This is a genomic window from Streptomyces sp. NPDC111507, assembly GCF_055638955.1.
Genome location: NZ_JBVKBU010000004.1, coordinates 558465 through 579049 on the forward strand (window position 1 = coordinate 558465; position 20585 = coordinate 579049).

16 protein-coding genes, 1 pseudogene and 1 riboswitch are annotated in these 20585 nt (G+C 70.6%); of the genes and pseudogenes, 4 read left to right on the plus strand and 13 right to left on the minus strand.

Annotation, left to right across the window (positions count from 1 at the left end):
* The 10 genes and pseudogenes from ACZ7M2_RS20230 to thrC all read right to left on the minus strand — a co-directional run bounded on the left by ACZ7M2_RS20230 (position 1) and on the right by thrC (position 12923).
* The gene (locus ACZ7M2_RS20230) at positions 1–1359 is read right to left on the minus strand and encodes a phosphoribosyltransferase family protein (protein ID WP_471596400.1); all 1359 of its coding nucleotides are present in this window, start codon (positions 1357–1359) and stop codon (positions 1–3) included.
* Positions 1360–1488: 129 nt separating this feature from the next.
* Positions 1489–2629 (minus strand): annotated as a pseudogene (locus ACZ7M2_RS20235) (CapA family protein).
* Positions 2630–2638: 9 nt separating this feature from the next.
* A complete protein-coding gene (locus tag ACZ7M2_RS20240; RefSeq protein WP_471596401.1) occupies positions 2639–4180 on the minus strand; it encodes a subtype B tannase in 1542 nt (513 codons plus the stop codon).
* A 512-nt stretch (positions 4181–4692) separates the two neighbouring features.
* Positions 4693–6243, minus strand: coding sequence for a carboxylesterase/lipase family protein (locus tag ACZ7M2_RS20245; protein ID WP_471596402.1), 1551 nt, complete (start codon positions 6241–6243; stop codon positions 4693–4695).
* A gap of 41 nt (positions 6244–6284) precedes the next feature.
* A complete protein-coding gene (locus ACZ7M2_RS20250) occupies positions 6285–7166 on the minus strand; it encodes a metallophosphoesterase family protein (RefSeq protein ID WP_352044077.1) in 882 nt (293 codons plus the stop codon).
* Positions 7167–7234: 68 nt separating this feature from the next.
* Positions 7235–8359 carry an NADH:flavin oxidoreductase gene (locus ACZ7M2_RS20255; protein ID WP_471596403.1) on the minus strand — a complete coding sequence of 375 codons (1125 nt, stop codon included), beginning with the start codon at positions 8357–8359 and terminating at the stop codon, positions 7235–7237.
* Between the two features lie 190 nt (positions 8360–8549).
* Entirely contained in the window at positions 8550–10172 is a 1623-nt protein-coding gene (gene groL, locus ACZ7M2_RS20260) for a chaperonin GroEL (protein WP_075027029.1), read from the minus strand.
* A gap of 365 nt (positions 10173–10537) precedes the next feature.
* Positions 10538–10744: a cold-shock protein gene (locus tag ACZ7M2_RS20265; RefSeq protein ID WP_019057200.1), complete on the minus strand. Its 207-nt coding sequence runs from the start codon at positions 10742–10744 to the stop codon at positions 10538–10540.
* Positions 10745–11204: 460 nt separating this feature from the next.
* A complete protein-coding gene (locus ACZ7M2_RS20270) occupies positions 11205–11480 on the minus strand; it encodes a MoaD/ThiS family protein (RefSeq protein WP_075027028.1) in 276 nt (91 codons plus the stop codon).
* A 114-nt stretch (positions 11481–11594) separates the two neighbouring features.
* The gene (gene thrC / locus ACZ7M2_RS20275; RefSeq protein WP_471596404.1) at positions 11595–12923 is read right to left on the minus strand and encodes a threonine synthase; all 1329 of its coding nucleotides are present in this window, start codon (positions 12921–12923) and stop codon (positions 11595–11597) included.
* Positions 12924–12940: 17 nt separating this feature from the next.
* Positions 12941–13087, minus strand: a riboswitch (SAM riboswitch).
* A 187-nt stretch (positions 13088–13274) separates the two neighbouring features.
* Between thrC and ACZ7M2_RS20280 the strand changes: the two genes are divergently transcribed.
* Positions 13275–14219: a glucosyl-3-phosphoglycerate synthase gene (locus ACZ7M2_RS20280; protein WP_471596405.1), complete on the plus strand. Its 945-nt coding sequence runs from the start codon at positions 13275–13277 to the stop codon at positions 14217–14219.
* Positions 14220–14330: 111 nt separating this feature from the next.
* Positions 14331–15719 (plus strand): alpha,alpha-trehalose-phosphate synthase (UDP-forming), encoded by a 1389-nt coding sequence (locus tag ACZ7M2_RS20285; RefSeq protein ID WP_471596406.1) that lies wholly within the window; start codon positions 14331–14333, stop codon positions 15717–15719.
* A gap of 66 nt (positions 15720–15785) precedes the next feature.
* Here the strand turns inward: ACZ7M2_RS20285 and otsB are convergent, their stop codons facing one another.
* The 3 genes from otsB to ACZ7M2_RS20300 form a co-directional block, all read right to left on the minus strand.
* Entirely contained in the window at positions 15786–16652 is an 867-nt protein-coding gene (gene otsB / locus ACZ7M2_RS20290; RefSeq protein WP_471596407.1) for a trehalose-phosphatase, read from the minus strand.
* 63 nt (positions 16653–16715) lie between these two features.
* A complete protein-coding gene (locus tag ACZ7M2_RS20295) occupies positions 16716–16943 on the minus strand; it encodes a DUF3263 domain-containing protein (RefSeq protein WP_067371767.1) in 228 nt (75 codons plus the stop codon).
* A gap of 34 nt (positions 16944–16977) precedes the next feature.
* A complete protein-coding gene (locus tag ACZ7M2_RS20300) occupies positions 16978–18255 on the minus strand; it encodes an ABC transporter substrate-binding protein (protein WP_471596408.1) in 1278 nt (425 codons plus the stop codon).
* 149 nt (positions 18256–18404) lie between these two features.
* Between ACZ7M2_RS20300 and ACZ7M2_RS20305 the strand changes: the two genes are divergently transcribed.
* Both ACZ7M2_RS20305 and nagA read left to right on the plus strand, forming a co-directional pair.
* Complete coding sequence (locus ACZ7M2_RS20305) at positions 18405–19364, plus strand: ROK family protein (protein ID WP_471596409.1); 960 nt, start codon at positions 18405–18407, stop codon at positions 19362–19364.
* Positions 19364–20509 carry an N-acetylglucosamine-6-phosphate deacetylase gene (gene nagA, locus ACZ7M2_RS20310; protein WP_471596410.1) on the plus strand — a complete coding sequence of 382 codons (1146 nt, stop codon included), beginning with the start codon at positions 19364–19366 and terminating at the stop codon, positions 20507–20509. Before ACZ7M2_RS20305 ends, nagA begins: the two co-directional genes overlap by 1 nt.
* The last annotated feature ends 76 nt before the right edge of the window (positions 20510–20585 follow it).

The window sequence follows — 20585 nt, forward strand, 5'->3', positions numbered from 1 at the left end:
TCACCTGTGTGCTCCCGCGCTCGGGACGGCGGAGGCGAGATGCCTGCTGAACCAGTCCGTGGCCAGCTCGGTGACCGATTCCAGGGTGCCGGGTTCCTCGAAGAGATGGGTGGCGCCGGGGACGACGGCCAGCTGATGCTCACAGCTCAGGCGCGCCGCCGCCTGCCGGTTGAGGTCCAGTACGACGTGGTCGCGGCCCCCGACGACGAGCAGCGTCGGAGCCTTCACCTCCGGCAGCCTGGCGCCGGCCAGATCCGGCCTGCCCCCGCGGGAGACGACTGCCGCGACGTCCGCCGCGGGCTCCGCCGCGGCCCACAGCGCGGCGGCGGCGCCTGTGCTGGCACCGAAGTAACCGAACTCCATGCCCTGGACGCCGGGCTGCTCACGCAGCCATGCGGTCGCCTGGATCAGGCGGCGGGCGAGCAGCTCCGTGTCGAACACGTTGTCCCGGTTCACCGCCTCGGCCTCGGTGAGCAGATCGAACAGAAGGGTGCCGAGACCGGCGCGGTTCAGCCCGGTGGCGACGAAGCGGTTGCGCGGGCTCTTCCTGCTGCTGCCGCTGCCGTGGGCGAAGAGGACGATCCCGGGGGCGCCGCGGGGTACCGTCAGCCGCCCGTCGAGCGCGGCGCCCGTGGCCGGTATCCGGACCTCCTCGTCAGAGGGCGGGGGAGCGTGCTCGGGGGAGGCGCTGCCCGCGGCCGGCGGTGCGTCGGACGTGGCGTGCGCCGCGCGGTTGTGCTCCAGGCAGGCGATGACCTCCTCGTCGCTCGTCTGCCCGAAGTCCGTGTAGAACTGGCCGATCGCGTAGAACAGCCGGGGGGTGTGCAGACAGACGCCTTCGTCCGCCGCGCCTCCGAGGCGGGCCGACCAGTCGTGCGGCGCCACGGGAACCGCCAGCACGATCCGCGACGCGCCGCGGGCGCGCGCGATCCGGCAGGCCGCGAGTGCCGTGGAGCCGGTCGCCAGCCCGTCGTCCACCACCAGGACCGTCCGTCCCTCGTACCGGGCCGGCTGCCGCTCGCCCCGGTAGCGGCGGGCCCTCTGCTGAAGGACGCCGCGCTCGTGTTCCTCCACCGCCGCCAGGGCGCGGTCCGTCACACCCGTCCCCCGCAGCACCTCTTCGTTGATGACGCGGACGCCTTCCTCGCCGATGGCTCCCATGGCCAGCTCCGGCTGGAAGGGCACCCCCAGCTTGCGCACGAGGCAGACGTCGAGCGGGGCGCCGAGGGCCTCGGCGACCTGCGCGGCGACCGGGACACCGCCGCGGGGAAGTCCCACGACCACGAGGTCCTGGCCCTTGAGGTGGTGCAGCCGGGCGGCGAGCTGCCGGCCCGCGTCGGTTCGATCAGCGAAGTACATGGTCGCCTCCCGGGGTGAGGTGAGCTCCTCGGGTCCCGAGTGAAGTCCGGTCCGCACTGCCGGGCGGACCTGTCCGTTCCGGGCAGATCTTCCTGTTCCGGACGGATAAGTCCATTGCGGACAAGTCCATTATGGGGCGCTGCCACTCGCCGCTCCCAGGGCGGGCCGGACGGTGAGGGTGCCGTCCGGGTCGAGTGCGACCCGTGAGCCGTAGGTCCGGCTGATCCGGCTCAGCACGTCCCGCACCCACCGCGAGTCCTCGGCCTTCGCCCGCTCCAGCCGCATCCGCCGGGACCGCATCGGGACGACGCGCACGTCGTGGTACCGGCCGCCGTCCGGATCCACGGTGACGAAGTACAGCAACCGGAGATCGTCCCGGTACTCCTCGTAGCCGCCGATGCCCTCATAGTCGTTGATCAGGTCGCCGCAGCCGTGGGTGATGAGCTTTCCCCGGTACGTCTCCAGCGGCCGCGGATGGTGCGAGGAGTGCCCGTGCACGACGTCCGCGCCGCCGTCGACGAGCGCATGGCCGAAAGCGGACCTGGTCACGCGGGACGAGGTAGCCCCAGTTGGAGCCCCAGTGGACCGAGACGACCACGATGTCGCCCGGCCGCTTGGCCGCACGCAGCCGGGTCGCGATCCCGGCCGCGGCGGCGTCCGACGGCTCGGCGACGAAGTCGACCCCGCCGCGCTGTGCCGTGGCGGCCCAGCCGCGGGGTATGCCGCTGGAGGCCACCCCCACGGAGAAGACCAGGACACGCCCGCCGCCCGTGACGGGGACGATCGCGGGACGCCGGGCCTCGTCGGCGTCCCGCCCCGCTCCGGGTGCGCGAAGACCCGCGTCCGCCAGGGCGTCGAGGGTCTCCTCCAGCCCGCGGCGGCCGTAGTCCAGCACATGGTTGTTGGCCAGGGCACAGGCGTGCGGACGGGCGGCGGCGAGGGCGGGCAGGTTGGCCGGGTGCATCCGGTAGTGGATCTCTTTGCCGGGCGCGGCCTCGTCGTTGCGCGTGACGGCGGTCTCCAGGTTGAGGATCCGGGCGTCGGGGGCCACCGCGGCGAGCACGTCCAGCGCGTCGCCCCAGGGCCAGGTGAAGCCGGCCGGGCGGGGAATCACGCCGTTCGCCGCCTCGGCCAGCTCCACATAGGCGCGGGCATCCTTGACGTACGACTCCCGCAGCTTCGGATCGCCGGGGTGCGGAAGGATCTGGTCGACTCCCCGGCCGAGCATCACATCACCGGCCAGGAACAGCGTGACGAGGCCACCGCCCATGCCTCCAGGCTAGGACCTGTGGCCCGACACCGTCGCGATCCACTTGATGAAGTCGCCCGGGTCGTTGTCCGCGCCGTGACCGGCGTCCCAGTAGTACGAGGTGTCGACGTCGTCGCCGAGGTTCTTCAGGCGGGCGGCGAGGTTGCTCGCGACGGTGAGCGCGGTGTCGCTGTCCTTGGTGCCGAGGCGGATCCACCAGTGCTTCGACCGGTTCTCGTTGGCCTTGTCCACGAGGTGGTACATCGGGTTCATCAGGTGGAGCTTCGCGGGGATGTCACTGTCGAGGCGCGCACGGGCACCCTCTTCGTGGCGCAGGCTGTAGAGGGTGAAGTGCCGGTTGGCGGTGGTCCCCGTACCGAACTCGTTGTTCTCCCCGGCGGACAGGTCGAAGGCGTCGAACGCCGGGGTGTCCTTCTTGCGGGCGCCCACATGGGTGAGGAAGTCGGCCCAGGAGAAGGCCGCCCTGCCGCGGGACCACGTGATGAACGGGTTCGCGGCCAGATAGGTCGCGCGGTCCGCGTCCGACAGCGCCGCGAGGTACGTGGTGGCCGACGGCTCCAGGTGGGTCCTGACCAGGTACTCGTCGAGGTTGCGCGCCGTGAGGGTGCCGAAGCCCTTCGCCGTCAGCCGCAGGGAGGCGAGATAGTCGCCGTACGCGCCGGCCAGCGTCTTGGAAACGGTCTGGTCGACGGTCGAGCCGCTGCTCAGCGCGTTGGCTCCCCAGTTCCACTCGTAGGCCATGTCGGCGTGTTCGAGGTCGGTGATCGGGCACCAGGCACCGGTGGCGAAGATGGCGTCGCTCGCGTCGGCCGCGCCCAGCTCCTCCAGGTAGGAGTGGTAGACCGGACTGTCGCCGGACGCGCCGAGCAGCGAGGACAGCGCGCCGCCCGCGCTGACTCCCGCGGAGACGATCCGGTCCACGTTGCCCGGGATGCGCCCCTTGTTGAACTTCACGTACCGCACCGCGGCCTTGAGGTCGACGATGGCGGCGGGCGCGGTGCCGTAGTACGTCCCGCTGGAGTCGACCAGCGACCGCCCGCGCGCGCCCGGCTCCACGACGACGTACCCGGCGGCGAGCGCCAGTTGCTGGCGGCTCGCGGCGGAGTCGGCGGCGGGAGCGGGGCCGCCCGGGCCGCCGGGGCCCATCCCACCGCCCGCGCCGACGCCCGTGGCGTTCGCGACGGACGAGGGCATGTAACCGCCGACCTGGTTGGCGAAGAGGACAGGAGCGCCGGACGCGTCCACGACGCTCCCGTCGATCTTCACCGGAACGCTGACGTTGAGGGACTGATAGGTGGCGTCCACCGGATTGGCCACGTACGAGGCCACTTTGTAGAAGTGGTAGACGACCTCGTGAGCGGTGCCGGTGGTGTCCGTGATGCTGGTGGTCAACTCCGTGTAGCTGCTCGGATCGAAGACCAGGGAGGAGTCCGTGGACGCCGCGGACGACGCCGCTGACGTTCGGCTCGCCGCCCGCGCGCTTGAAGCGAACCCGACCGCCGGCACCACGGCACCCGCGGTGAGCCCCATGACCACTGTTCTACGCTTCACTGCCGTCTCCTGTCTTCGCGGCTCGTTCGCACAACGAGCCCCAGGACAACAGCCGTTCCTTAAGCGTTCCTTTGTGTCTCCCGTGACGGCACCGGGATCCGGCCACCGCCCTGACCAGCCGCAACCACGGGCGTCCTGCCGCGCCGGCCAGCAAACCGAACCAATCGCCCACAAAATTGTCAGCAATTTTGGCGCGATTTCGATCCGCCCGAAGAGGGGTGGCTGGAGGGGGCGGCCGACGAGGGAGTCGAGGATGTCACGCGCGGCGGTCAGGTCGTCGATCGCCGCCGTGATCCGCCCGCGCTCCTGCGCGAGTCCTTCGAGGAGCTCCGGGCACTTGCCCGCCAGGACGACGGTGTCGCCGGCCACGGACCGGACGGACTCCGCCGCCTGGCCACGGTCCTGCGCACCCGACCCCGACCAGCACTCCGACGCTCAGGCCCCCAGCCCCGAGTCACCGAAAAGCTCGAGGACCACACGGACCGAGCCGCCCGGAAGAACCCCCGGCTCTGTCACCGGACCAACGGGAGGGCCGGAAACTCGTGCCCCTCCCACAGCCGCCTCGACGTCTCCTCGGGGTACCCGGTGACCAAGGGATCGGTGTCGAGCACCTGCGTCAGCCGACGTTCACCGTCGAAGGCCGGCCAGCCCGGATCGCCCGTCGCCGCGAACGCGGTCCAGGACGTCCGGAAGCAGGACGACAGCGCCTCGGCCTCCGGCGAGGGCTCGGCGCCGTCGAACAGCAGCATGCCGAGGTCCGCGCCGAACGTGCCGAACAGCAGCGGGATGTCCAGGCCGTGGCAGGCGCCCAGGACGCCGCCGTTGCCCGGGGCCGGCCAGGTCAGCTCGTAGACGTGCGCACGTCCACCCCCGGCGACCTGCGCCTCGGCGAGGTGGAGCGAGGGCATGCTGAACAGCCAGTCGGTCTGGACGCGTTCGTACCACTCTCCCGGCGAGGCCTCGGGGAAGGCGGCGCGGTAAGCCCGTTCGCCGTCAGGGCCCGGCCCGAACCTGCGCAGCGCGGCTGCCGCCGCCTCCTCCGTGATCTTTCCGAGCTGGCCGCCGAGCCCGACGAACAGCCGGTACTCCTCCCGGTTGTGACCGGCGATCAGTTCCACGTCCCGGGCCGTGCCGGACGCCAGCGCCCGCCAGGGAGTGGTCGGCAGTACGTCACCGTCGACGACCGGCGAGAAGGGCGTCAGCGTATGGACCACCGGCCCCCACCTCTCCTCGTACGTCCGCATTTTGGCGCCCAACGCCGCCCCCGCCTCGGTCAGTTGACGCGGGTCGACGGTGGTCAGGTCGGCGACCGTCGGACGCAGGCCCGCCTCGGCGGCGATGGCGGCCGCGATGTCCCGGGCCAGCTCGTCCGAGAAGAACGTGCCCGGCACGGACTGCGCGATCGCCCGCCGGAACAGCCCGGCCGCGCGCGGCATGGCCAGCAGTGAGGCGATCGAACCGGCACCGGCCGACTCTCCGAAGACGGTGACCTGGTCGGGGTCGCCGCCGAAGGCCGCGATGTTCTCGCGCACCCATTCCAGGGCGGCGACCTGGTCGAGCAGGCCCCGGTTGGCGGGCGCCCCCTCGATCCGGGCGAAACCCTCGATGCCGACGCGGTAGTTGAAGGTGACGACGACGAGGTCACCCTCGCGGGCGATGAGCCGGGCGTCGTAGCCGGGGCTGCCGGAGTGACCGAGTTTGTAGGCACCGCCGTAGATCCACACCATCACCGGACGACGGGCGGCCGGGTCCGGGTCCGGCGTCCAGACGTTCACCGTCAGCCAGTCGTCGCCCGTCGGAGCGTTCAGCACACCGGTGCGGCCCTGGATTCCCGCCTCCTGCGGGGGCGGCGGCCCGAAGGAGTACGCCTCCCGTGTCCCGTCCCAGGCCCGCGCGGGGCGCGGCGCGGCGAACCGCGCCTCCCCCACCGGAGGTTCGGCGAACGGGACACCCCGGAAGACCGCCAGGCCGTCCTCCCGCCGCCCGCGCACCGCACCGGCGGCGGTACGCACCACGGGCTCGGCGGGCCCGGCGGCGGGCTGTCGGGATGCGGCTGTCGTCATGGATGACTCCTTGCTGAAGGCTGCGTACGGGAGACCGGTCGTCAGCTGGTGCCGTATCTCTCGAGGAAGGAACGCGTCTGGTCCCCGTCCAGTTCGTAGACGGTCTCGTGCGCCCGCGGATCGCGTGCGTGGAAGGTGTGGAAGAGCGGACCGCCCGGGGTGTCCAGTTCCACGAGAGACGCCGACGCCCCGCGTACGGCACGCTCGGTGCCGGCGGCGGTGGTGAGGTCGATGCGGTTGACGACGCCCGGGGTGACCCACACCGGCGTCGACTCCAGGAAGCCGAGGATCTGGAGGTGGAAGTGGCCGCAGAGGATGACCCGGACGTCGGTCCCGCGGATCGCGTCGGCCAGGTCCGCCGGATTGCGCAGCCCGAGCACCCGCTGGACCTCGACGTCGAGGGTGATCGGAGGGTGGTGGAAGACAAGGACCGTGCCGTGCGGCGCCGGCGTCCGCAGGACTTCACGGAGCCAGTCCAGCTGCCCCGCGCCGAGGTGTCCGTGAACCCTGCCCGGCACCAGCGAGTCGAGCGTGACGAACCGGTAGCCGTCGACCAGACTCACGGCCGCCCGCTCCCTCTCGTCGGACGGGACGACGGCCTCGGCCCGGTCGGTGCCGTCCGGCGCCACGTGCCCGCTGCCCAGCACCTTGGCGAAGGCCTGGCGCTCGTCGTGGTTGCCGGTGCTGTAGAAGACCGGCGCGTCCATCCGCACGGCGAACCCGTCCAGCAGGCCGCGCACACCGGCGTACGCCTCGGACGACCCGTCGTCGGCGAGGTCGCCGCTGACGACGACGGCGTCCACATCCCGCTGGTGGCGGAGTTCACTGAGCATCAGACGCAGGGACTCGGTGGCGTTGACGCCGTGGCGGTTCGGGGCGTCGGTGCGGTCGATGTGGGTGTCCGACAGATGCAGAATCCGCATGCGCCGAACGCTAGCGGGAGTGGGACTCCCCGGCCAGGGCACCGCCCTGGCCGGGGAGTCCCAGAGGGTCAGCTGAGCGTGCGCAGCGCCGCCGCGTCGTACGCCTTCAGCTCGTCGAACCGCCCGTCCAGCACCTTCGCCGCCCACTCCGGGTCCTGGAGCAGCGCGCGGCCGATGGCGACCATGTCGAACTCGTCGCGCTCCAGACGGTCCAGGAGTTCGTCGATGCCCTTGACCGGGGCACCCTCGCCCTGGAAGCCCTTGAGGAAGTCGCCGTCGAGGCCGACCGAGCCGACGGTGATGACCGGCTTGCCCGTCAGCTTCTTCGTCCAGCCGGCGAGGTTGAGGTCGGAGCCGTCGAACTCGGAGAGCCAGTAGCGGCGCGTGGAGGCGTGGAAGGCGTCCACACCGGCCTCGGCCAGCGGGGTCAGGATCGCCTCCAGCTCCTCCGGGGTCTCGGCGAGCCGAGCGTCGTACGCCTGCTGCTTCCACTGGGAGTAGCGGAAGAGGACGGGGAAGGAGGGCGACACGGCGGCGCGGACCGCGGCCGCGATCTCCGCCGCGAACTTCGTACGGGCCACGGGGTCGCCGCCGTACGTGTCGGTGCGGCGATTGGTGCCCGACCACAGGAACTGGTCGATGAGGTAGCCGTGCGCGCCGTGCAGCTCGACGCCGTCGAAGCCGATGCGCTCGGCCTCGGCCGCGGCCTTGGCGAACGCCTCGACGACGTCGTCCAGGTCCTGCTGGGTCATGGCCTTGCCGGTGACCTCGGCGTCCGCGGAGCCGACGCCGGACGGGCCGACGGCCGGCGCGTCCGCGAACGGCGGCTGTCCCGCCTCGCGCACCATGCCGATGTGCCACAGCTGCGGGACGATCGTGCCGCCCGCCGCGTGCACGGCGTCGGCGACCTTCGCCCAGCCCGCGAGCTGCTCCTCGCCGTGGAAGCGCGGCACGCGGTCGCTCTGCCCGGCCGAGTCGTGGCCCACGTACGTGCCCTCGGTGACGATGAGGCCCACGCCCGCGGCGGCGCGGCGGGCGTAGTACCCGGCCACGTCCTCACCAGGGACGCCGCCCGGGGAGAACTGCCGGGTCATCGGTGCCATCGCGATCCGGTTCGGGACCGTCAGGCCGTTCAGCGAGACAGGGCGGGACAGGATCTCGGCCGCGCGGGAGGCGGGGGCAGTCGTAGACACGTGTGGGGGCTCCTCGGGTACCGGTTGGTATGTGCGTATGCATTGATCATGCGTCAACGACAACTCCCCGGCCGGTCATGTCATTCCGGCCGCCCGGCACCTCGCCCTGTGACCCCGGACACGCCCGAGGGCGGTACCCCCTGTTTCCAGGAAGTACCGCCCTCGGCAGGAAAACCGATCCTCGGAAGGATCAGAAGTCCATGTCACCGCCCGGCATGCCGCCCGGAGCGGCCGCGGCGGCCTTCTCCGGCTTGTCGGCGATGACGGCCTCGGTGGTCAGGAACAGCGCGGCGATGGAGGCGGCGTTCTGCAGGGCAGAGCGCGTCACCTTCGCCGGGTCGATGATGCCTTCGGCGATCATGTCGACGTACTCACCGGTCGCGGCGTTCAGGCCGTGGCCGACGGGCAGGTTGCGCACCTTCTCGACGATGACGCCACCCTCGAGACCACCGTTGACGGCGATCTGCTTGAGCGGGGCCTCCAGGGCGAGCCGCACGGCGTTGGCGCCGGTCGCCTCGTCACCCGAGAGCTCGAGCTTCTCGAAGACCGAGGAAGCCTGGATGAGGGCCACGCCACCACCGGCGACGATGCCCTCCTCGACGGCCGCCTTCGCGTTGCGAACGGCGTCCTCGATGCGGTGCTTGCGCTCCTTGAGCTCGACCTCGGTGGCGGCACCGGCCTTGATGACGGCCACGCCGCCGGCCAGCTTCGCCAGACGCTCCTGGAGCTTCTCGCGGTCGTAGTCCGAGTCGGAGTTCTCGATCTCGGCACGGATCTGGTTGACCCGGCCCTGGACCTGGTCGGCGGAGCCGGAGCCGTCCACGATCGTGGTCTCGTCCTTGGTGATGACGACCTTGCGGGCACGGCCCAGCAGGTCCAGACCCGCGTTCTCCAGCTTGAGGCCGACCTCCTCGGAGATGACCTCGCCGCCCGTGAGGATGGCGATGTCGCCGAGCATGGCCTTGCGGCGGTCACCGAAGCCCGGAGCCTTGACGGCGACGGACTTGAAGGTGCCACGGATCTTGTTGACGACCAGGGTCGACAGGGCCTCGCCCTCGACGTCCTCGGCGATGATCAGCAGCGGCTTGCCGGACTGCATGACCTTCTCGAGGAGCGGCAGCAGGTCCTTGACGTTGCTGATCTTCGAGTTGGCGATCAGGATGTACGGGTCGTCGAGGACGGCCTCCATACGCTCCATGTCGGTGGCGAAGTACGCCGAGATGTAGCCCTTGTCGAAGCGCATACCCTCGGTGAGCTCAAGCTCCAGACCGAAGGTCTGGGACTCCTCGACGGTGATGACGCCTTCCTTGCCGACCTTGTCCATCGCCTCGGCGATGAGCTCGCCGATCTGGGTGTCGGCGGCGGAGATGGAGGCCGTGGAAGCGATCTGCTCCTTGGTCTCGACATCCTTGGCCTGCTCGAGGAGGGCACCGGAGACGGCCTCGACGGCCTTCTCGATACCGCGCTTGAGAGCCATCGGGTTGGCGCCGGCGGCTACGTTGCGCAGGCCCTCGCGGACGAGCGCCTGGGCGAGAACGGTCGCCGTGGTCGTACCGTCACCGGCGACGTCGTCCGTCTTCTTGGCGACTTCCTTGACCAGCTCGGCGCCGATCTTCTCGTACGGGTCCTCGAGCTCGATCTCCTTGGCGATGGAAACACCATCGTTGGTGATCGTGGGGGCGCCCCACTTCTTCTCGAGGACGACGTTGCGGCCCTTGGGGCCAAGGGTGACCTTGACGGCGTCGGCGAGCTGGTTCATCCCGCGCTCGAGACCGCGCCGTGCCTCCTCGTCGAACGCGATGATCTTGGCCATGTGAAGTGGTCCTCCCGGACTGGGGTGGATTGCTCCGGACCGCGCTGGCGCCCGCGACGGACGGCCTGCCTGCCCCGTGGTTCCTTGCACCACCTGGCCTGCGGGCCTCACCGACCCGGTCCTTCGTTATCACTCTCACCTTCAGAGTGCTAACGCCAATGATTAGCACTCGCCCCTGCCGAGTGCAAGCGCCTTCCCTTGATCCGCAGGTGAGAAGGGGCGCGCAACCCGCGCGTCGCGCCGGTGCGCGAGCGGGCCCACGGCCGTGTCGAGCGGGCCCACGGCCGCGTGCGGACAGGCCGAAGGGCTCGTACCCCAGGGGATACGAGCCCTTCGTCACGTCGAACAGTCAGTCGGCGCGTGCTTCAGCTGGTCGCGAGTCGGACCATGTCCGCCTGCGGCCCTTTCTGGCCCTGCGAGATCTCGAAATCGACCCGCTGACCCTCTTCCAGGGTGCGGTAGCCGTCCATCTGAATCGCGCTGTAGTGGACGAATACATCCGCACCACCGTCGACCGCGATGAAGCCGTACCCCTTCTCCGCGTTGAACCACTTGACGGTGCCCTGAGCCATGCCTAACTCCCCTATTACTGGCCCTTGCACAGGACCGCACTTCGCGGACCCGGGTCAGACCTCACCCCCCAACGGTTGGGGGTGTGCGCCGGAACGCGTCGACCGCGGCTGAATGTATCTGTCCAACTGCCGTCTGCAACAGGTCAATCGGACGAGAATTCCGGGCACGACCGATCGGGAATATGGGGAGAATATGCGAAGATTCAGGGCAAGTCGGGCCCCATAAAAGCCGTATAAGGCTCATAAGCGCGGGACACTTTGGCTATTTCTTGCCGGACTTCGGGCGCGAACTCATATGCGCCCGGCATGCAAAGTGCAGCGCGTTCCCCAACTGTACCGCGCTCAACCATGCAGAATTGCCCCCTCCGCTTCTCTCGCGGAGGGGGCAATTCGATGAACTCTCGGTAATTGGCATTACCAAGGGTAACTATCTCACCCTGGGTAACGACTCGCGAGGCGGTCAGCCGCCGGCGACGGCGGGAATGATCGAGACGCCCGCGCCGTCCGGTGTCGCCGTCTCCAGACCCTGCTCGAAGCGGACGTCGTCGTCGTTCACATAGACGTTGACGAACCGGCGCAGCTTGCCCTGGTCGTCCAGGACGCGCGCGGCGATACCCGTGTGGTTCTTCTCCAGATCCGCGATGACCTCACCGAGGGTCCCACCCTCGGCCGTCACCTCGGCCTGACCACCGGTGTAGGTGCGCAGGATGGTGGGGATGCGGACGGAAACGCTCATTCTTGTGACCTCCGGTCAGGTAAGGGCTTTTAGGGGCGCGGGGCGTGACTGAATATGCGGCTCCGCCGCGTGGGCGCGACCAGCCCCCACCGGCCCGCAGACGAACAACGACGCTTACGCGAGCCCGGCTTCCCGGAAGGAGTCCAGGCTCGGACGAATGGTCGCCGTCAGACCCGTACCCGCCACCGCGTCCAGCGTCTTCAGACCATCACCGGTGTTCAGGACCACGGTGGTCAGACTCGGGTCGAGGAGCCCGTTCTCGATCAGCTTCTTCGTGACACCCACGGTCACCCCACCCGCCGTCTCCGCGAAGATCCCCTCCGTACGCGCGAGCAGCTTGATCGCATCGACGACCTGCTCGTCGTTCACGTCCTCCACGGCCCCGCCCGTGCGCCGCGCGATGTCCAGCACGTACGGCCCGTCGGCCGGGTTGCCGATGGCGAGCGACTTGGCGATGGTGTTCGGCTTCTGGGGCCGTACGACGTCGTGGCCCGCCTTGTAGGCGACGGACACCGGCGAGCACCCCTCGGCCTGGGCACCGAAGATCTTGTACGGCTTGTCCTCGACCAGTCCGAGCTTGATCAGCTCCTGAAGACCCTTGTCGATCTTCGTGAGCTGGGAGCCGGAGGCGATGGGGATCACCAGCTGGTCGGGGAGCTTCCACCCCAGCTGCTCGCAGATCTCGTACGCCAGGGTCTTGGAGCCCTCCGCGTAGTACGGCCGCAGGTTGACGTTGACGAAGCCCCAGCCCTCGCCGGCCGGGTCGCCGATCAGCTCGGAGCAGAAGCGGTTCACGTCGTCGTAGTTGCCCTCGATGCCGACGAGCTCGCCGCCGTAGATCGCGGCCATGACGACCTTGCCCTGCTCCAGGTCGTGCGGGATGAACACGCAGGAGCGGAAGCCGGCGCGGGCGGCGGCGGCACCGACGGCGCCGGCGAGGTTGCCCGTGGAGGAGCAGGAGAGAGTGGTGAAGCCGAACGCGCGGGCGGCCTCGATGGCCTGGGCGACGACGCGGTCCTTGAAGGAGTGCGTCGGGTTGCCGGAGTCGTCCTTGACGAAGAGCTTGCCGGCCTCGACGCCCAGCTCGCGGGCGAGGTTGTCGGCCTTGACGAGCTTGGTCCAGCCGGGGTTGATGTTCGGCTTGTCGGCGACGTCGGCCGGGACGGGCAGCAGCGGCGCATAGCGCCAGATGTTCGCGGGGCCCGCTTCGATGCGCGCCCGGAGTTCTTCGGTTTCGTAGGCCGAGAAGTCGTACGCGATCTCCAGCGGGCCGAAACACTCCTCGCAGGCGAACACGGGGCCGAGCGGCACGCGGTGCCCGCACTCGCGGCAGGAAAGCGCGGCGGCGGGTCCGAGATCCACACCGACTACGGTGGTGGTGTCGCCCGCGACAGGGTTCGTGGTGCTTGCAACGGTCGAATGTGCAACAGTCTGCGCAGCCATGGAGGCGAGGCCCTTTCTCCTCATCTTCCTCACGACGCACTTCGCCGTGAGACGGATTTGGCACCTTCCCGAGCCGGGAGCCTCGCCACATCAATGTGACAGGACCAGCTGGAGGGTTGCCGGGGCTTCATCGGGCCGTATCCCTCTGCCCCTCTGGATGAGCGGTATTCGGTTGTGTCGTGCGGTGGTGCGTGTGGAGCGATGGTCCCCAGATGATCTACGACATGCGATGGTCATCCGCGTTGTTCAAGACTGTAACCGAAGGCCAGGACAGTTGAGATAGTCGTCCGAACCGCGAGATGGATCACACCGTGAGACACCGGGTGATCAGACAGTGAGGAGCCGCAGACCGTGCTGAAGGAAACTGAGCGCTGGCTGAGCAATCGCTCCTGGTCCGTGACCGATCGCCCGCTCCACGGACTCATGTCCGCCAAACGGGCCACGGGCTCCTCGGTGAGCGTCGTCCTGCCCGCGCTGAACGAGGAGGAGACGGTCGGCGAGATCGTCGCCGTCATCCGCCACGACCTGATGCAGCAGGTGCCCCTCGTCGACGAGATCGTCGTCGTCGACTCGGGCTCGACCGACCGCACCTCGCAGGTGGCCGCCGCGGCGGGCGCGCGCGTGGTGCACCGGGACGAGATCCTGCCGCGCATCCCGGCCGTGCCCGGCAAGGGCGAGGTGCTGTGGCGTTCCCTCCTCGTGACGAGCGGGGACATCATCTGTTTCATCGACGCGGACCTGAAGGAGTTCTCCTCGGACTTCGTCTCCGGAATCGTGGGGCCGCTGCTCACCGAGCCCGGTGTGGACCTCGTCAAGGCGATGTACGACCGTCCGCTCGGCGGTGCGGCGGGGCAGGGCGGCCGGGTCACCGAACTCATGGCCCGCCCCCTCCTCAACATGCACTGGCCGCAGCTGGCCGGCTTCGTGCAGCCGCTCGGCGGGGAGTACGCGGCCCGCCGCTCGCTGCTCGAACAGCTCCCCTTCCCCGTCGGGTACGGGATCGAGCTGGGCATGCTGGTCGACGCCCTGCACCTGGTGGGCCTGGACGCGCTCGCCCAGGTCGACGTGGGCGTGCGCAAGCACCGCCACCAGGACGGGCAGGCGCTGGGCCGGATGTCCGCCGCGATCTACCGCACGGCCCAGCTCCGGCTGGCCCGCGGCCACCTGATCCGCCCGGCCCTCACCCAGTTCGAACGGGGCGGGGACGGTTTCGAGCCGCACACGTACTCGGTGGACACGGAGGAACGTCCGCCGATGGTCGAAATCTCCGAATACCAGAAACGAAGGGCGGCGTAGAAGCTCCCCGTCAGGGGCGCGGGGCTGCGCGACAAGCCCCCACCGGCCCGCGGACGGCATACGGCTGAAGGGAACGTTTGAGCGTTTCCACCCGGGGCTAAGTTTCGAGGCATGGCTTCAACGCAAGGCGCCCACAACATCCTCGTCGCCTCCAACCGCGGCCCGGTCACCTACGAGGTCCAGGAGGACGGCTCGCTGCGCGCCAGGCGCGGTGGCGGCGGGCTGGTCTCGGGCCTCTCCGCGATCGGGCCGGACGCGGGGGCCCTGTGGGTGTGCTCGGCGCTCGGCGACGGCGACCGCGAGGCGGTCCGGCGCGGGGTCGCCGAGGACGGCGTACGGATGCTGGACATCGACGCCGACGTGCACGCGGACGCGTACAACGGCATCGCCAACTCCGTGCTGTGGTTCGTCCACCACATGCTGTACCAGACCCCGCTGGAGCCGGTCTTCGACGCGGAGTTCCGGCGCCAGTGGGCGTCGTACGAGGCGTACAACCGCGCGTTCGCCGAAGCACTGGCCGCGGAGGCCGCGCGGGGCGCGGTGGTGATCGTCCAGGACTACCACCTGACCCTCGTCCCCGGGATGCTCCGCGAACTCCGCCCCGACCTGCGGATCGGCCACTTCTCGCACACTCCCTGGGCGCCGGTCGACTACTTCCGGATGCTGCCCGACGACATCGCCGAACAGGTGCTGCGCGGCATGCTCGGCGCGGACCGGCTCGGCTTTCTCACCCAGCGCTGGGCGGACGCGTTCACCGCCTGCTGCGACGCGCTCGTCGGCGGGCTCGGCGACACCCGGATCGGCGTGCACGGGCTCGGCGCGGACGCGGACTTCCTGCGCAGGCGCTCGCACGAGGCGGACGTCGCGGACCGGATGGCCGCGCTGCGCGAGCAGATCGGCGAGGGCCGCAGGACGATCGTGCGGGTCGACCGGACCGAGCTGTCGAAGAACATCGTGCGGGGCCTGCTGGCGTACCGGCAACTGCTGGAGGACCACCCGGAGTGGCGCGAGCGCGTCGTCCATGTGGCCTTCGCCTACCCCTCCCGTCAGGACCTGGCCGTCTACCGCGACTACACGGCCGAGGTCCAGCGGGTGGCGACCCAGATCAACTCCCAGTACGGGACCCCGGGTTGGACCCCGGTCGTCCTCCACGTCAAGGACGACTTCGCCCGCTCCCTGGCCGCCTACCGGCTCGCCGACGTCGCCCTCGTCAACCCCATCCGCGACGGCATGAACCTCGTCGCCAAGGAGGTGCCGGTCGTCTCCGACGAGGGGTGCGTGCTGGTGCTCTCCCGGGAGGCGGGGGCGTACGAGGAGCTGGGCGAGGACGCGGTGGTGGTGAACCCGTACGACGTGGTCGGCACCGCGCGGGCGCTGGACGCGGCGCTGACCATGCCGGTGGGGGAGCGGGCGGAACGTACGAAGCGGTTGGCTGCCGCCGGGACGGCGTTGCCTCCGGCGCAGTGGTTTCTTGAGCAGTTGCGGGAGTTGGAGGGCTGAGTAGGGAGTTTGCCGGCCCCGGGTCGTGGGGGCCGGTCGCGCAGTTCCTCGCGCCCCTACGGGGCGCTAGTGCGCCGCCAACGCTCTCAGCAGGCGTACGACTCCCGCGGGGCCGTCGACCACGAGATCCGCCCGTTCGGCCAGTTCGGTGACTTCCGTGCTGCCGCTGCACACCAGCAGGCCCGGGACGCCGTCCGAGCGGAGTTTGTCGACGGCGGCGAAGGCGGGGAGGTCGCCCAGGTCGTCGCCGGCGTACATGACGGCCTCGGCGTGGACCTCGCGGACGTATTCCAGGAGGGCGACGCCCTTGTCCATGCCCGGGGGACGGAGTTCGAGGACCATCCGACCGGGTTCGACGATCAGGCCGTGGCGGGTGGCGAGGTCGGCGAGGGGTTCGCGCAGTGCCTCGAACGCGGCCAGGGGGTCCTCGGCGCGGCGGGTGTGGACCGCGACCGCGCGGCCCTTCTCCTCGATCCAGGTGCCGTGCCAGGCGCCGATCCCGTCGAGGACCCCGGGCAGCTCGGCGCGGACGGCGGCGACGCCGGGGTGCGGGGCGGGGGCGTTGACGGTGCCGGTGCGGGCGTCCCAGCGTTCGGCGCCGTAGTGGCCGAGGACGACCAGGTGGTCCAGGCCCGGTACGCCGGCGAAGCCGCCGTGGCGGACCGCCACGCCGGCCGGGCGGCCGGTGACGACGGCGACGGAGGCGACCCTCGGGGCGAGGGCCGCGAGGGCGGGAACCGCGTCGGGGTGGGCGCGGGCCTGCTCCGGGTCGGCGACGATGGGGGCGAGTGTTCCGTCGAAGTCGAGCGCGATGACGGCCCGGTCGGGCCGGGTGAGGATGGCGTCGAGGCCGTCGCGTCCGGCGGGGGTCACGGGTGTCGGCAAGGGTTCCGTGACGTCCGGGGATTCCGGGTCTTCCGAGTGGCTGCCCATGCTCCGACCCTATCCGCGTGCCCCCGGGCGCACCCACGGCTCACCGAGTCACACCGGGCGGTGTCAGCGTTCCGCGCGGCGGGTGTCCCGGATGCGGCGGAGGCGGTTGACCGTGATCGGGTCGTGGGCGAGGGCGCGGGGGTCGTCGAGGAGGGCGTTGAGGAGCTGGTAGTAGCGGACGGGGGCGAGGCCGAGTTGCTCGCGTATCGCTCTTTCCTTCGCGCCGGGCCCCGCGAAGGAACGGCGCTCCATGGCGAGGATCCCCCGCTCCCTCCCGCTCAGTTCGTCCATGACCGCACCGTAGCGCCCACCACCGACAGCGCGGCTACCCCGCGGAGTCCATCGTGGTCGCTGTCTGCTGGAGCGAGCCAAGGATCCCGGCCGGGCTGCCGTCCGGGGAGACCGCCTTGCCGATCTGCTTCTTGATGTCGGCGCTGACAGCGGCCCAGGACGTCTTGCCCACCGGATAGAGCTGGGAGGAGGGGAGCTCGTCCAGGAACGGGGCGAGGTCCGCGTCGTCGCTGTCCGCCGCCATCGCCTCGGACGCGGACGTCGTGACCGGCAGCAGGTCGTACTTGTGCGAGAAGGCGAGCACGTTCTTCTCGCTGTAGACGTAGTCGAGGAACGTACCGATCTGATCCCGGTGGCCGTTCTTCTTGAAGGCCATCATCCAGTCGGCGACACCCATCGTGGCCCGGGTCTTCCCGCTGACGCCGGGCATCGGCACCATCCCGAACTTCACGCCCTTGTCGGCGGCCGTCTTCATCAGCGTGGGGTGCCCGTTGAGCATCCCGACCTCGCCGCGCGCGAACGCCGCGAAGGCGTCCGCACGATTGAGCTTCGCGGGCGCGACCGGTCCGGTCAGCCCCTTGCCGACCAGGTCGTCCTTGAGCCAGTTGAGGGTGGCGACGTTCTGGGCGGAGTCGAGGCTGTAGGTGCCGACGTCGTCGGTGTAGCCGTCGCCGCCGCTCAGCAGCCACTGCATGGTCTCGGCCTGCGCCTCCTCGGGACCGAGGGGCAGCGCGTACGGGATCTTCACTCCCCGGGCCTTCAGGGCCCGCGCGTCGGCGGCGAGCTCGCTCCACGTCGTCGGCGCGCTGAGACCCGCGGCGGAGAACAGCTTCTTGTTGTAGAAGAGCAGCCGGGTGGAGGCGGCGAACGGCATGCCGTACTGCACCCGGTTCATCTTCCCCGCATCGGTGAGCTGGGCGACGAAGTCGGCCTGGACGGGTATGGAGAGCACCTCTTCGGCCCTGTACAGGTCGCCCTTGTCGGCGTAGTCGGCGTACGCGCCGATCTGCGCCATGTCGGGGGCGTCGCCCCGCGCCACCATCTCCTTGACCTTGCGGTCGACGTCCGTCCACGGGTAGACGGTGACCTCGACCTTGGTCCCGGGGTGGCCGGCCTCGTACGCCTTCACGAGCTCGTCCCAGTACTTCTGGGAGCTGTTGGCCTTGGAGTCCCCGTAGTCGGCGGCCACGAGTCTGAGGGTCACGTCCCCGGAACCGGCCGAGCCGCCGCAGCCCGCGAGGGTCGCCGTCATGCCCAGCGCGGACGCCGCCGCGATCAGTACCGTCCTACGTCCTGTCCTACGCGCCTGCACCGCACTTCTCCCAACCCCCGGCCGCCCCTGTCCCGAGGCTGCCCGTCTTTGCTTCTGCGTCCGTTGCATCCGTCTCGGAATGCGGATACAAGGTCTACACCACGCGAGTGGACTAGACCTCTCCTGGGGTAAGGGGCGACACTGTCCCCGTGAGACATGTCATCGCCCTCGATGTGGGCGGCACCGGGATGAAGGCCGCCCTGGTCGGGTCGGAGGGCGAGCTCCTCCACCAGGCCCGTCGCGCCACCGGCCGCCAGCGCGGTCCGGACGCCGTGGTCGACGCGATCCTCGACTTCGCGGCCGAGCTGCGCGCGTACGGCGAGCACCACCTCGGCGAGCCCGCGGCGGCCGCCGGAGTCGCCGTCCCCGGCATCGTCGACGCCGGCCGGGGCGTGGCGGTGTACTCGGCCAACCTGGGCTGGCGCGACGTCCCGATGCGCCGGCTGCTCGGCGACCGGCTGGGCGGGGTGCCGGTGGCGCTCGGACACGACGTGCGCACCGGCGGGCTCGCGGAGGGCCGGATCGGCGCGGGACAGGGCGCCGACCGTTTCCTGTTCGTCCCGCTCGGCACCGGCATCGCGGGCGCGATCGGCATCGACGGCGGCGTCGAGGCGGGCGCGCACGGTTTCGCGGGCGAGATCGGCCATGTCGTCGTACGCCCCGGCGGGACCCCGTGTCCGTGCGGGCAGCACGGCTGCCTGGAGCGGTACGCGTCCGCCGCCGCCGTCAGCCAGGCCTGGGCCGAGGCCTGCGGGGACCCGGCGGCCGACGCCGCCGACTGCGCGAAGGCCGTCGAGTCCGGGGACGCGCGGGCGCGGCAGGTCTGGCAGGACGCCATCGACGCACTCGCCGACGGGCTCGTCACCGCGCTCACCCTGCTGGATCCGCGCACGCTGATCATCGGTGGCGGTCTCGCCGAGGCCGGGGAAACCTTGTTCACACCGCTACGGGCCGCCGTCGAGCGGCGCGTCACCTTCCAGAAACTGCCCTCCCTCGTCCCCGCGGCCCTCGGGGACACCGCCGGCTGCCTGGGCGCGGGCCTGCTGGCCTGGGACCTGCTGAATCAGCCGAGCACCGCTTCCCGACCGACTTCGGAGGTAACCACCTGATGGCCCCTAGAACGGTTCTCGCCGGTGCCAGGGTGGTACTGCCCACCGGAGTCGTCGACGACGGTCGTGTGATCGTCGACGGCACACGCATCGCCGGCAGCGCGCCCTCGTCGGCGCGCACACTGGACCTGTCGGGCCACTGGCTCGTCCCCGGCTTCGTGGACCTCCACAACCACGGCGGCGGCGGTGCCTCCTTCACCTCCGGGACCGTCGAGGACGTCCTCCAGGGTGTCCGCACCCACCGGCTGCACGGCACCACCACCCTCGTCGCCTCGACCGTGACCGGCGACATGGACGGCCTCGCCCAGCGCGCCGGGCTGCTCTCCGAGCTGGCCGAGCAGGGCGACATCGCGGGCATCCACTTCGAGGGCCCGTTCATCTCGCCGTGCCGCAAAGGCGCGCACTCCGAGGAACTGCTGCGCGACCCGGACCCGGCCGAGGTCCGCAAGCTGATCGACGCGGCGCGCGGCCGGGCCAGCATGGTCACCCTCGCCACCGAACTGCCGGGCGGCATCGACTCCGTACGCCTGCTGGCCGAGCACGGGGTGATCGCGGCGATCGGGCACACGGACGCGACGTACGAGCAGACGGTGGAGGCCATCGACGCGGGCGCGACCGTCGCCACGCACCTGTTCAACGCCATGCCCACGCTCGGACACCGCACGCCCGGCCCGATCGCCGCCCTCCTGGAGGACGAGCGGATCACCGTCGAGCTGATCAACGACGGCACCCACCTCCACCCCGCCGCGCTCCAGCTGGCGTTCCATCACGCGGGCGCGGACCGGGTGGCGTTCATCACGGACGCCATGGACGCGGCGGGCTTCGGCGACGGCCGCTACCGGCTCGGCCCGCTGGAGGTCGAGGTCAGCGAGGGGGTCGCCCGGCTGGTGGAGGGCGGCTCGATCGCGGGCTCCACGCTCACCCTCGACCGCGCCTTCCAGCGGGCGATGACCGTCGACCGGCTGCCGGTCGAGGACGTCGTCGCGGCCCTGTCCGCCAACCCGGCCCGCCTGCTCGGCCTGTACGACAGGGTGGGCTCGCTGGAACCGGGCAAGGACGCCGACCTGGTGGTCCTGGACACGGAGTTCGCCCTCAAGGGCGTGATGCGCCGGGGCGAATGGGCGGTTGACCCACAACTGGGCTGATTCGCCCTCCGGTTGGAGCGCGATGTGACGTACGGCGGTCGTCCCGGGACTGGGCCGACCGCCGTTGTCTTTGGCA